The 12,313-nt window shown below is 48.4% G+C and carries 14 protein-coding genes; 2 read left to right on the top strand and 12 right to left on the bottom strand.

From position 1 onward, the window contains the following. Window positions 1-4 precede the first annotated feature (4 nt). The 11 genes from spoIIIAG to ACQ4MX_RS25945 form a co-directional block, all read right to left on the bottom strand. A complete protein-coding gene (gene spoIIIAG, locus ACQ4MX_RS25995; RefSeq protein ID WP_431088121.1) occupies window positions 5-646 on the bottom strand; it encodes a stage III sporulation protein AG in 642 nt (213 codons plus the stop codon). A gap of 16 nt (window positions 647-662) precedes the next feature. Continuing rightward, a complete protein-coding gene (gene spoIIIAF / locus ACQ4MX_RS25990) occupies window positions 663-1,433 on the bottom strand; it encodes a stage III sporulation protein AF (RefSeq protein ID WP_431088120.1) in 771 nt (256 codons plus the stop codon). A gap of 38 nt (window positions 1,434-1,471) precedes the next feature. Further along, window positions 1,472-2,662: a stage III sporulation protein AE gene (gene spoIIIAE / locus ACQ4MX_RS25985; protein ID WP_431088119.1), complete on the bottom strand. Its 1,191-nt coding sequence runs from the start codon at window positions 2,660-2,662 to the stop codon at window positions 1,472-1,474. A gap of 12 nt (window positions 2,663-2,674) precedes the next feature. Then, the gene (gene spoIIIAD, locus ACQ4MX_RS25980) at window positions 2,675-3,064 is read right to left on the bottom strand and encodes a stage III sporulation protein AD (protein ID WP_025683336.1); all 390 of its coding nucleotides are present in this window, start codon (window positions 3,062-3,064) and stop codon (window positions 2,675-2,677) included. Window positions 3,065-3,072: 8 nt separating this feature from the next. After that, window positions 3,073-3,276, bottom strand: a complete 204-nt coding sequence (gene spoIIIAC, locus ACQ4MX_RS25975; RefSeq protein ID WP_010345636.1) for a stage III sporulation protein AC — start codon at window positions 3,274-3,276, stop codon at window positions 3,073-3,075. 12 nt (window positions 3,277-3,288) lie between these two features. Continuing rightward, window positions 3,289-3,807, bottom strand: a complete 519-nt coding sequence (spoIIIAB, locus tag ACQ4MX_RS25970) for a stage III sporulation protein SpoIIIAB (RefSeq protein ID WP_149093527.1) — start codon at window positions 3,805-3,807, stop codon at window positions 3,289-3,291. Then, window positions 3,800-4,795, bottom strand: a complete 996-nt coding sequence (gene spoIIIAA, locus ACQ4MX_RS25965; protein ID WP_134913717.1) for a stage III sporulation protein AA — start codon at window positions 4,793-4,795, stop codon at window positions 3,800-3,802. Before spoIIIAA ends, spoIIIAB begins: the two co-directional genes overlap by 8 nt. Window positions 4,796-5,149: 354 nt before the next feature. After that, a complete protein-coding gene (locus ACQ4MX_RS25960) occupies window positions 5,150-6,403 on the bottom strand; it encodes an aspartate kinase (protein ID WP_431088118.1) in 1,254 nt (417 codons plus the stop codon). Window positions 6,404-6,604: 201 nt separating this feature from the next. Then, the gene (efp, locus tag ACQ4MX_RS25955) at window positions 6,605-7,162 is read right to left on the bottom strand and encodes an elongation factor P (protein WP_044647663.1); all 558 of its coding nucleotides are present in this window, start codon (window positions 7,160-7,162) and stop codon (window positions 6,605-6,607) included. Between the two features lie 33 nt (window positions 7,163-7,195). Next, on the bottom strand, window positions 7,196-8,269 hold the full coding sequence (locus ACQ4MX_RS25950; protein WP_431088116.1) for a M24 family metallopeptidase: 1,074 nt from the start codon (window positions 8,267-8,269) through the stop codon (window positions 7,196-7,198). 81 nt (window positions 8,270-8,350) lie between these two features. Beyond that, window positions 8,351-8,938: a YqhR family membrane protein gene (locus ACQ4MX_RS25945; protein WP_431088114.1), complete on the bottom strand. Its 588-nt coding sequence runs from the start codon at window positions 8,936-8,938 to the stop codon at window positions 8,351-8,353. 857 nt (window positions 8,939-9,795) lie between these two features. Between ACQ4MX_RS25945 and ACQ4MX_RS25940 the strand changes: the two genes are divergently transcribed. Continuing rightward, window positions 9,796-10,788 (top strand): DUF1385 domain-containing protein, encoded by a 993-nt coding sequence (locus ACQ4MX_RS25940; RefSeq protein ID WP_431088112.1) that lies wholly within the window; start codon window positions 9,796-9,798, stop codon window positions 10,786-10,788. 7 nt (window positions 10,789-10,795) lie between these two features. After that, a complete protein-coding gene (locus ACQ4MX_RS25935; protein ID WP_431088109.1) occupies window positions 10,796-11,116 on the top strand; it encodes a hypothetical protein in 321 nt (106 codons plus the stop codon). Between the two features lie 111 nt (window positions 11,117-11,227). On the opposite strand, the gene ACQ4MX_RS25930 is transcribed toward ACQ4MX_RS25935, so the two are convergent. Beyond that, window positions 11,228-12,217: a patatin-like phospholipase family protein gene (locus ACQ4MX_RS25930; protein WP_134913709.1), complete on the bottom strand. Its 990-nt coding sequence runs from the start codon at window positions 12,215-12,217 to the stop codon at window positions 11,228-11,230. Between the last annotated feature and the right edge of the window lie 96 nt (window positions 12,218-12,313).

Here is a 12,313-nt window from a genome sequence, read left to right as displayed (position 1 = left end):
TAATCTATCCCTGCTTACGCGGGACAACTGAAATTTTATAGGAAGGGACATTAAGCCCTTTCTGTACGGCATCCACAATCAACTGCTTCACGGTAGGGTTTTCTGCTCCCATCGCCACAACCAGAACTCCCCTCACCTGCGGTTTTACTTTTTTGGTAACAATCGGGGTGTGCTGGCCTCCTGACGATTCATAGGTGACAATCTCTCCATCACGTGTGTATTGAGTGGTATGTCGCTGACCGCCATTGGCATCCGTCTCATTATTTTCTTCCTGCATATCCTTCACATTGCGCTGAACGATGACTTCCTCAGTGGAGTCAACCGTAACCATAACATCGACCGTCCCTACACCAACAATCTGCTCCAGCATCTGCTTCATATTATCTTCGAACACCTTCTCAATTCCGGCAAAGGTACTTTCCTCACCCCCCGTTGTCTGAAGTGAAGGTTCATTTTTCATCACGCCAGGCGGCTCCCGCCCCACGTTTTCAGGATCCACCTTTTTCACATTCACGAACGAATTAAAAAGCATGATCGCGACCCCGATAAGACCGAGAATAAGCAGCCAGCGAAATGAATTAAACCTTTTGGGCCCGTCTGCCCCCCCGCCCATCCATTGCTCCAGCTTTTTCATCCATTTGCCCATTTCTGCTCACCTCCTGTTACCATTCATGTGTACCGTCCTGCGAAGAAAGCACCTGAACATTTTTGCTGTCGATTCCCCATCTTTCGTGCAGCAGCCCCGTAATTAGACCGAAAGTTTGCGTGTCCGCTATCTTTTCACCATCAAAGGTTTCCGCACTACTATTGGCCCTCTCCGGCGCTCCCTTCTCTTGATCCGATGTTTTTGCAGGGATTGGCTCTACGTGGATATTTACTGTTTTTTCAGCTACAGGCTCTACCATAATCGGCTTGGAGTCCGCACCTGGCGGAAGATTCGTGCTTTTCTCCTCACGTCCAGCCTGCTGCTCCACCAGCTTAACCACTACAGATTGAATTCCCGCTCCAGCCTCCAGATTCGACGATTCCTGCTTCATCTGAGTAAGCGTAACTTGAACCGATTGAATCGCTAACCCGGTATTCTGCTCCAACTGTCCCTTGATTTCCTTGGCAACCTCTTGACCAGCCCACTGCATGGAACTTTGCTCCTGCTGCTGCTTCAACTTGCTGCCTTTTGCCAAAATTTCCTCCAATGTCGGTTCGCTCTTACCTGTCTCTGCTTGGCGCTGAAGATCAAACGCGCGTCCCAGAAGCTCGGAAGGACTGGTACTCAGCAAACGCACGACCGGAGAGAGTAGCGTCAGTAGAATAAGCAGGCTGAGTACGAGCTTGACATACCTTTCCATGGAACGGCTTGGCAAGATCATATCGATAAAAGAAGCCAGCAGCACAATCAACACCAGTTCCTTAAGCCAGCCTCCCAGCCAGGTCACGTCACTCCCCTCCCCCCGTTTGATTGTCGATCGTTCACTCACCTCATCATGACCGTCATATTGCCTGCCGCGAGCATGACCGTAATCGCAAGGAAGGACATTAAACCCACTGCCGCCAGCGCTGCGAATACATAAATCATGCTTTTACCGATTGCGTCCAAGCATTCCACAATAGGGGTATCTCCCAAAGGCTGCATAATCGCTGCTGTGACTTTATAGATCAGGGCCAGTGTTAGAATCTTGAGGGCAGGAAAAGCGCAGAGGAACAGAATAATGATGACTCCCACCAGCCCAATGGCATTTTTCACAAGCAACGAAGCCGAAATAACCGTATCTGTCGCATCTGCCAGCGCCTTGCCCACCACTGGAACAAAACTGCCTGTAATATACTTGGCCGTGCGGATCGTTAATCCGTCAGTAACAGACGACGTTAATCCCTGAACCGAAATGACACCCAGAAAAATGGTCAGCAGCACCCCCAGTACCCCCACTCCGGCGTTACGCAGCAGATCGGCTAGCTGGGTCAGCTTGTATTTGCCTGTCAATGAGTTGACCAGATACAACACCGCCGAGAAGAACAGCAACGGGAACACCAGCGTATGAATGACCGTCCCGACCGTGTTGATCATAAATACAATTAGCGGGTGGGTGACCGAAACCGTTACGACGTTGCCCATCGAGGCCAACATGGTAAACAGCAGAGGCAACATCGCCATCATGAAGTGAATCATGTTGTCAATGGCTTCTTTTGCATAACCAATCGCTACACTAAAGCTGTTAATCGCCAAAATGATAATGACCATATATACAATCGCGTAGGCGACTTTGCTGACCTGATTACTTTCAAAAGCACTTTGTAGAGTTTCCAGCACCATACTCATAATGCTGAGCATAACAATGGTGACGAGCAGCTTGGCGTTGACCCGAATTTCGTGGATGAAAAAGTCAGCTATGGCGCTCAATACACCCTTAATACTGAATCCTTCACCGCCCGGAAGCAGCATGTCCATGAAGGAAGGCGTTTTCTGATCAGGGAAAAATCCGCCATATTGCTGCATCAGCCCGTCCCAATAATGCTCTACCTCATCTTTGGGCATCTGCTCCGCCTGTTGTCTGATCCATTCATTCGTAGGTGTATCTGCAAAGATAACCGCAGCCGAGGCACACCAGAGGCATAGTAGCAAAATGACCACCACTTTGAGATTCGGCATGCCCTCCAGCCTTTTCATGGCATCACCCCCTCAGGCGGGCATCAGCTTCAGAATCGTGTCAATAATTATGCTGATAATCGGGATTGCCAGCACCATGATGAGCACCTTTCCTGTAAGCTCAATTTTGGAGGCAATCCCGTCTTGTCCCGCATCCCGAACCACCTGCGCTCCAAATTCGGCAATATAAGCGATACCGATAATTTTCAGAACGGTTTTAAAATAAATCATATCCATGCCCGATGACCTTGCCAGACGCTCCAGCACAGCAACCACGGATCCAATCTTGCCAATCAACAGTAAAAAAATGACGATTCCCGCGGCTGTCGCAATCAGAAAAGCAAACATCGGCTTCTGTTCCTTAATGACCAAAATAAGAACTGTGGCAATCAGGGCGAAGCCGACCACCTGAATGATTTCCATGTGTCCACCTACTGAAAAAGAAAGATAGATTTAATCTCTTGCAGAAGGTTATCCAGCATTCGTACCACCATGAACAGCACTACAACAAAGCCGATAACCGTTACCCAGTGGGCCATGTCTTCTTTGCCCATTTGCTTGAGTACGGTATGAATCATGGCGATAATAATGCCAATTCCGGCAATCTGAAAAATAGCGTTCACTTCTAAATTCATTCGAGCACCCCGCTAATAGATCAAAATGACGATCAATGCTCCGATCAGCAGTCCCAGGCTTCTGCTCATGCGCTCGTATCTCACCTGATCCGCCTGCGCCTGTGCTTCCTCATGAGTTAGCTGCTGGATGGTTAGCGCAATGTGCTTGATCTGGTCTTCACGGTCGCTGGTTCCGAGACTGTAAGCAAGCTGCCGCATCGCTTCCTTCTCGGCCTGCTGCATGCTGGAGCGGCTCCACGAGGCCTCAATCGCTTTATGCAGGCTTTCTCTGGCGGTCAGCCCAAAGGAGGGGTGCATCCAGTGTGAGGCTTGCTGGAATAAGGTTCGCAGCGGCTCCCGCAACGGCTCTCCCGTCTTGGCAAAAGCATCCGGCAGCGGGGACACCCCATAGGAAACCTCAGTGGTCAGCCTTTGCAGCGCGAGAATCAGTTCTCTGATCTGCCGCGGCCTCAGTGCAAACTGCCTTGCCCGCTGCCAGCCAGCCAGTGTAGCGGCGAGTATAACCAAAGCGGCTCCCAGCAGCTTAAGCATAGGAAATACCTCCGTTCTGCCCTTCTCCGGACAGCGTCAGCCTACGCTGCTTGGCATCTGCCAGCCGGAAGGAGACGCCCCGGCTCGTCCGCTCCAGCATGACGTAAAGCTGAAACAGCTCCTGCCCTGTCGTCAATCCGGCAAAAGCAGGCCGGGTCGCCATTTCAGCTACATCGCGCCCATGTGCGGAAGCAATGACTGCGATCCCCGCATGGAGCGCTTCACGCACCGCCTCGGCATCCTCTGGTCGTCCGATTTCATCGACGATCAGCACATCTGGCGACATGGAACGAATCATCATCATCATGCCTTCTGCTTTCGGACATCCATCCAATACGTCGGTTCGAGGTCCAACATCAAAACCGGGGATGCCCTTGTGACTGCCGGCAATTTCCGAGCGTTCGTCTATAATGCCTACCTTGAGCCCGCTTCGACGCCCCCCATTGCTTTCCAGCCCTCCGTAGCTTAGTTGCCGGGCCAAGTCCCTAAGCAGTGTTGTTTTACCATGCTGAGGCGGGGACAAGATGAGGGTGTGAAGGATTTTACCGGACTTCCGATCCGCTACATAGGGCAATATGCGATCCGCTATACCGGGAATTGCCCGGGCAATTCTTACATTAAAGCTGCTAATATCCCTCAAATGCTCCACTCGCCCCCTGCTAAGGACAGTTCTTCCTGCCAACCCGATCCGGTGCCCCCCGGGAATGGTAATAAACCCTTTGCGAAGTTCCTCCTCCATGGTGTACAGGGAATGATTGCTGATAAAATCCAGCAAACGGTGGGCATCCTCCCGGTCCGGCTTATAGGCTTCCATATGGTTCAAAGTCAGCCGACCGGCGGACGTTACAAAATGATGTTCACCATTCGTATTAATTTCCAGCGGCCTTCCTTCCCGGACCCTAATTTCTTCCAGTTGCTTGAATACCGTTTCCGGAAGCTTTCCGAGTATACCGTGCAACGGTTCGGGAAATAACTCCAGCCATTCCATACCGATGCCGCCCCCTCAAAGTTGTCCTTTTTCTTTAAGACAAGTCTATGGCCGACTCTCGCTTTTTATGCCGAAAATATATCGAAAACCTAGTCGTTGATTTCAAAGCTCCTATCAGACCTCAACAAACATATTCCCCGCCACCTAAAGCGCCTTCGTGGAATCTGCAAAAATCAAAAAAGGCACCCCGAAGCCTTGACGGCTAAGGGATACCCTGGAACAAAAAACAATAGATTCACAATAAAAGAGGCTGCCCTTCAGCCCGTCACTCGCTGAAAAAACAACCTCTTAACCTACTGCTATATTCTATGATTATAAAACTATGAATTTAGGAGGCGTAATATTCCCATTCAATTACCGGCGGTCCTGCGGTCCACCCACAAATGCTTGCTCCTCAGTATCCAGATTGTACGCTGTATGCAGCGCCTGAATAACCCCATGGAGTTTGCCAGCCTCGATCACACACGATACCTTGATTTCAGATGTGCTTACCATTTTAATGCTCACGCCTTGTTCTGCCAATACAGCAAACATTTGCGCTGCAACGCCTGGATGACTAACCATGCCCGCTCCTACAATGGATACCTTGACGAGGTTTTCTTCAGACGTCACTTCACGGTATGGAAGCTCTGTGCGAATGCCTTCCAACGTCTTCAAGGCTGCTTCGCGATCCGTTAGAGCCACTGTAAAGGAAAAGTCTGCTTTGCCAGCCTCAACACCGCTTTGCACAATAATGTCTACATCAATTTTGGCTCCCGCCAGCGTTCCGAATACTTTCGCCAATACACCAGGAGTATCGACTACGCCCAAAATACTGATTCTTGCTACATTTTTATCATATGCAATCCCACTGACTACCACGCCCTGCTCCATTACTGCATCCTCCTTTACGACCGTTCCTTCATTATGGTTAAAACTGGACCGCACAATCAGCGGTACCCGGTTATGTTTCGCATATTCTACCGCACGTGGATGCAATACTGCCGCACCCAGATTGGCTAGTTCCAGCATTTCATCATAGGAAATTTCTTTTAGCTTACGGGCAACCTTTACGATTCGTGGATCTGTAGAATATATGCCATCCACATCTGTGTAAATTTCGCAAGCATCCGCCTGAATCGCCGCCGCCAGTGCAACCGCCGTCGTATCAGAGCCACCACGTCCCAGCGTCGTAATATCTCCTTCAACAGACATCCCCTGGAAACCCGCAACCACGACAATCTTATTGCTGCTTAGTGCATCCAGTACCCGCTGAGGTTGGATGTCCGTAATTCTCGCCCGACCATGCTCGGATTCCGTACGGAAACCAGCCTGCCATCCTGTAAACGATACCGCCTCATGTCCCAACTGTTGAATAGCCATCGACAACAATGCAATCGAAATTTGCTCGCCAGTCGTCATCAGCATATCCAACTCACGTGCAGGCAACTGCTCATTCAGCAATTTGGCCTGGTCGATCAGTTCGTCAGTTGTGTCTCCCATCGCGGAAACAACAACTACACATTGATGCCCTTCACTCTGTTTCTCAACAACGCGTTTTGCCACGCGTTTCATGCGCTCCGTATCACCGACGGAACTGCCTCCGAATTTCATGACATACAAAGACAACGATATTCACTCCCTCAGACTCAACAGTATGTAACCTTGAGATGGCACAACTGACTTTGAACGTGACATCCTACGGTATAACTTTAGTACAGTATAATACGAAAGTGCTGTGTGGAGCCAATGTTTTTTAATAACAGTTGCTCATAACAAATAATCCCCTGTCCTTGACAAGGACAGAGGATATAAAGAAGCTAGATCATTCTATGCGCGGGAAATGTATTTACCATCGCGTGTATCAATCAGCAGTACATCATCCTGATTGATAAACAAAGGAACCTGAACATTTAGTCCTGTTTCAACTTTAGCATTTTTGGTAGCACCTGTAGCGGTGTTGCCTTTAATGCCCGGCTCCGTGTCAATAACCTTCAGTTCTACGCTGTTAGGCAGGTTAATCCCGAGAATTTCACCATTATAGCTAATAATGTTTACATTCATGTTTTCTTGCAGGAAGTTAAGTTCCCATTTCAGTTGATCACTGGAAAGGTTGAATTGATCGTATGTTTCGTTGTCCATGAATGTATGCTCGTCTGCGCTCGCATAGAGGTAGGACACACCACGGTTTTCAATTTGCGCGCGGCCAATCGTTTCACCCGCACGGAATGTACGTTCAACCGTGTTGCCGTTACGCAGGTTTTTCAGCTTGGAGCGCACGAATGCCGCACCTTTACCTGGTTTTACGTGTTGGAAGTCCAGCACTGTAAAAATATCTCCGTCTACCTCGACGGTCAAGCCTGTTTTGAAATCATTAACGTTAATCACTAAAATACCCCTCCTACAGGACTGTTATCGTTATTAAACGACTGTAAATTCTTTGCTTGAATGTGTTAATACCTTGATGCCGCTATCTGTAATAACGATATCATCCTCGATCCGCACGCCGCCTAATCCAGGTACATAAATACCTGGTTCGACTGTTACAACCATGCCGGGCTCCAGAATATCATCGCTTGCCTTCGACAGACGCGTCGATTCATGGACTTCCAGACCTAGACCATGACCTGTGCTGTGTCCGAAATTGTCTCCATAGCCATGGCTTGCAATAATATCCCGAGTCAGCGCATCCGCTTCACGACCCGTCATGCCCGGCTTAATATGTTCTAGCGCGTGAAGCTGCGCCTTGAGAACAATATCGTAGATCTCACGTAGCTGCGGTGACAAATCCCCTTGCGTGGCTACTGTACGTGTCAAATCGGAGCAATAGCCATCCAGCAACGCACCGAAATCAAAAGTAATCAGTTCGCCCGCTTGTACCAGCTTGGAGCTGGCTACACCATGAGGCAGTGCCGAACGAACCCCGGATGCCACAATCGTGTCAAATGAGGAAGACGTAGCTCCCTGCTTGCGCATGAAGAATTCCATTTCCAGATCCAGCTCACGCTCGCTGACCCCCGGTTTGATATAAGGCAAAATGTATGCAAATGTAGCATCTGCCAAATCCGCCGCCCGCTGCATCACTTCCAGCTCTTCCGCATCCTTGTACACCCGCAGCTTTTCAACAATTCCCGATACCGGAATTAATGTAACAGGTGACAAATCTTCGCTGTAAGCTTTATGCGTCGCAACAGATACATGGTCCTGCTCGAAGCCTGTTTCACCGATCTGATGGGATGACAGCAACTCTTTCACCGTTTCCATGACCTGCGCAGCATGTTGTACCACCGTGAAGCCTTCCGCTTGTTCGGCAGCCTGCGTCATATAACGAAAGTCGGTCAGCAGATAGCTGTGAGATTCCGTAATCAGCACATAACCCGCCGAACCGGTGAAGCCTGTCAAATATCGGCGGTTGACAGGGCTTGTGATCAGTATAGCCCGCAGATCATGCTCGCCCAGCGCCTGCCGCAGCTTTAACACCCGGTCATTCTTCATCTTTCATCCCGCTCCCCTCTGTCAAATAACCAAATGCTATTTTAACACAGGCGATAGCCGCTTGAGAAGTTTTTGTTGCGCTCAGTCCCCAGCTTTCTCAGGCTCGCGCTTTCTCTCGTCCGTATACTCAACAGCAACGGTGTAACCGATAAACAGTCCCCACAGTATAAACACACAAATTTCCGTATATATGGAATCCCAGGTCAAACGATGAAGCGGATTCATCATCCCGAGCTTGGGACCTGTCAACACGAATAAAATAACCCACCAGACCAGACCGTAAACGATGCCAGGCAAAGGCCCCTTATATCTACGAAACATCAATGTGTACACCAGCGACGCTACAACTGATAATGCGATAAAAAACAGCAAACCCACGAGATGCCCCGCCGTCGTTTTCATGAACGAATGCTTGAAAAAGGGCTCTGCCAAAAATCCCGGTGCAACTACCGTAAAATGCAGTGTATAAAACAACCAGCGCAGTAATCCCCAGAGCAAGCCTGCAAAAAAGCCCAATTCGAGTGCAAAAGGAATAAGCGGCGTATGTATTTTGCCCGACTGCTGTCTTCCTCGACTGCTATTATTGTTATTATGGTCGCGTTGATCCTGAGATTCGCCAGACCGATCCTGATCATGGCCTACCTTAGGTATGGAATAGGTGTCACTCATGTTATTTGATCCCCTTTCAAGATGCAAAACTTTTTCCATGCTAAAAAGGATGACTTTTATTGGCGCATGAAGAAGGCTGCATTTCGATGGATTCGTGCATATCCATTTTGCTAGGTAGTATGCTCTGATGGGGATGAGTTTAACACTGAACTTGGTGAGTTGTTGTTACATGATGAGGGGGTTGTGCGGCGAAGACTGCTTATGACTTCTACTACGTGTGTATGTGGCCGCTACGCGAACGGATCATTCTTCCGATAAGCTGTTGCCTCCAAATTTCTGATTTATACCCCCAAGGGTAGAATTCCGGAGGCAAAGGCGAACGCTATCGCTTCTTCAGAACGATTCCGTTCTCTCCGCTGCTTTATGTGGTTAAGCCAACTTTTTTGCTTTTCAACACCACAACGAGCATTAGAAAAGAAACATATTTACATTTATTGTTCAACCACTCAAAAGCTCTGAGTCTAAAAATTCACATCACTTGTTGCGTTAAACAGGTTAATTACGCAGACCAAGCATTGATACCATATTTAAATACATCACTTGTTAAGGTTAAAGCCAGTAAAATCGGACTTTTAGCATTTGAAGTCCAACTTACTCTCCCCAACCAAGGCAAATCGAGAGGTGGGCAGCAGCGGAAAGCTCGGAATCGTCCTGAAGAAGCGGTAGCGTTCGCCTTTATCCCTGGATTTTTACCATTACATCTTTTACAAAATCAAAAAATCTGGGGATAACAGCGATCGGAAGGATGATCCGAGCTTGGAGCGCCTAAATACAGCCTCTCATTTTCCCACAACTAGATATTCCCTTCCAAATTCGATACAATATACAAAAAGCACGTGTAAAGAGAGGTGAGACGGTTGTCACAAGCATCCAAGCCTGTAAGCTACGGTGGTCAGGCAGTCATTGAAGGTGTCATGTTCGGCGGCAAGCGTGTCAATGTCACGGCAGTTCGCCGCAAGACTGGCGAAATCACATATTTGGAAGTACCGCGCAAGGAGCAATCCTGGGTGTCCAAATTTCGCAGAATCCCGTTGTTACGGGGGATTGTAAGCATCATCGACTCCAGCGCCAAGGGTACGAAGCATTTGAACTATTCAGCCGATGCGTATGCCGATGATGAAGTGGACCCGGAAGAACGCGCTGAACAAAAGAAAAAAGAAGAATCTCGCTGGAGCCTGAGTATGATGATCGGCGTGGCGGCGGTCGGCATTTTATCCTTCCTGTTTGGCAAAATTGTGTTGACCCTCGTTCCGGTTATGGTGGAAGATTTCCTGTTCGGAAATTTATTTCACAACCAGATTCTGCATAACCTCGCGGAAGGGGCGATTAAGCTGATTCTGCTATTGGGTTATTTATGGGGCATTTCCCAAACTCCGTTGATCAAACGACTGTTCCAATATCACGGAGCGGAACATAAGGTGATTACCGCATATGAAGCGGGTGAAGAACTAACTCCTGCTAATGTGCAAAAATACAGTCGTCTGCATTACCGTTGCGGTAGCAGCTTTATCATGCTCACGGTGATCATCGGGGTACTCGTATATTCCCTGTTTACGTATGATAATCTGTGGGAGCGTATGGGACAGCGGCTTTTGCTGCTTCCAATCGTGCTGGGGCTTTCCTTTGAATTTCTCAAGCTGACCAATGCCCTGCGGGAGATTCCGGTACTCCGTTATTTGGGATACCCCGGCCTGTGGCTGCAACTACTTACCACCAAAGAACCGACCGATGATCAAGTAGAGGTATCCATTGCTTCATTCAAGCGTATGCTGGAATTGGATGCCGAGTTGGAAAATGTACCTGTAAAGGAGACCTTCAACAGCTCGGTCCTTGATCCTGTGAAAGGATGAGTGAAAGATGAACAGACATGCGGTTATTTTCTGGCTTACCCTTGCCTTGGGCGCATATGGGATTGTGGATATGGTATGGAGAGGAAGCTGGGGCTTTCTTATGAGTTTATTGATTCCTGTCCTTGTTTTTGCAGTTATATTTCTGCTGTACAAATACTTGCCAGGACGACGCCCCCGTACTCCCAAGATTAAACCCTCTGCACGCACTATGGCCAAAACAGCCAACACACGCAAGCAGCAGACTACAGGCAAGCGTAAAGCGTATCCTTTTCATGTTATTGAAGGTTCTAAGGGCAAAAACGAAGAAGAACAACCTAAATATCATTAGTCGATCACACTCTAACATGATACACAAAGGAGCCATCACCCGCGTAATGAAAAATGACCGGGAAATGGCTCCTTTTTTAACCTCTTGATTCCAGCTCCAACTAGCAAGTAATTATTTCATGGCATACATCGTATCCTTCATTAATTGATACTTGTTATACTGCTGTTGGTAAGAAGCGATGCTCCATTTGTGGAAAAAAGCGTCTCCTGCCTGCACACCAGAATCATACAGCAAATTGCTCTGCTCAAGAGAAATATTGAACTGTGCTGTGCGAATACCTAGTGTCGGGATTTTAATGGTCCGATATCGGTTCTCCTGCTCAATATAACGCTCATCATGCGCTGATAGCATCGTATCAAAAATAGCTTGCAGCATCGTCAACGGTCCCCGTATATAAGAAACCTTCGTTTCGGCTCCCGTTTTGCCCACCATCTGAAAACCTACTGTTGGAATAGTTTTAGCCTTTTGCTCGTTTACAGGCTCATCAAAAAGCCATAAAGGCAGATTACTTAACAATGCCCCATCGACTACAAACACAAATTGCTGTGAGAATTTTTTCCCTCTCGTGTGCAAAGGATCAAGTCTTAGCATAACGGGGTCGAAAAAATATGGGATGCTTGTGCTCATCCGAATGGCTTTGGCCACCTCCAGTGAAGAGGTATTCATACCGAAACGTTTGATATCCTCAGGAAGCACCAGTATGCGTCCGTTCGTTATGTCTGAAGCAATAATGCGTAGCTTGCCTGGAGGCAGATCCGCGAACGTACGCACTCCCTTGGCAAGCAATAGCTCCCGCACCCAATGCTCCAATGCTTCTCCGGAGTACAGTCCTTTTTTAAGAAAAATACGAGCTGCCGGTCCAACCCATTTGATGTTAAACACCGGAGAACGCCGTAACAAGCTGACCAAGGGGGTTTTCTCGATCACGGCTTTCATTTCATCTGCCGAATATCCTGCCGCCAACAAAGCAGCTACAATAGCACCTGATGATGTACCCGCTACGCGGTTGAATACAATTCCATGCTCCTCCGCAGCCTTGACTGCACCCGCCAGCGATATACCCTTAACCCCTCCACCCTGGAACACAGCATTGATCAGCATAGATCAAAAAACCTCCGTTCTCTTGGGAGTAAGCAGTTCTACTGCTTATGTATGAGAACGAAGGTTTATTTAGAACCTATATGATCCAGTTTACAT

The organism is Paenibacillus sp. 8b26, assembly GCF_050626875.1.
Taxonomy (GTDB): domain Bacteria; phylum Bacillota; class Bacilli; order Paenibacillales; family Paenibacillaceae; genus Paenibacillus.
Note: the sequence above shows the minus strand (reverse complement) of the source record. Positions and strands in the feature narration are given on the sequence as shown.

Bases quoted from the DNA above. Each gene is read 5' to 3' on its own strand.
- spoIIIAG (WP_431088121.1), bottom strand. From the start codon at position 646: ATGGGCAAATGGATGAAAAAGCTGGAGCAATGGATGGGCGGGGGGGCA.
- spoIIIAE (WP_431088119.1), bottom strand. From the start codon at position 2,662: ATGAAAAGGCTGGAGGGCATGCCGAATCTCAAAGTGGTGGTCATTTTG.
- spoIIIAD (WP_025683336.1), bottom strand. From the start codon at position 3,064: ATGGAAATCATTCAGGTGGTCGGCTTCGCCCTGATTGCCACAGTTCTT.
- spoIIIAC (WP_010345636.1), bottom strand. From the start codon at position 3,276: ATGAATTTAGAAGTGAACGCTATTTTTCAGATTGCCGGAATTGGCATT.
- spoIIIAB (WP_149093527.1), bottom strand. From the start codon at position 3,807: ATGCTTAAGCTGCTGGGAGCCGCTTTGGTTATACTCGCCGCTACACTG.
- spoIIIAA (WP_134913717.1), bottom strand. From the start codon at position 4,795: ATGGAATGGCTGGAGTTATTTCCCGAACCGTTGCACGGTATACTCGGA.
- ACQ4MX_RS25950 (WP_431088116.1), bottom strand. From the start codon at position 8,269: ATGAAGAATGACCGGGTGTTAAAGCTGCGGCAGGCGCTGGGCGAGCAT.
- ACQ4MX_RS25945 (WP_431088114.1), bottom strand. From the start codon at position 8,938: ATGAGTGACACCTATTCCATACCTAAGGTAGGCCATGATCAGGATCGG.
- ACQ4MX_RS25935 (WP_431088109.1), top strand. From the start codon at position 10,796: ATGAACAGACATGCGGTTATTTTCTGGCTTACCCTTGCCTTGGGCGCA.
- ACQ4MX_RS25930 (WP_134913709.1), bottom strand. From the start codon at position 12,217: ATGCTGATCAATGCTGTGTTCCAGGGTGGAGGGGTTAAGGGTATATCG.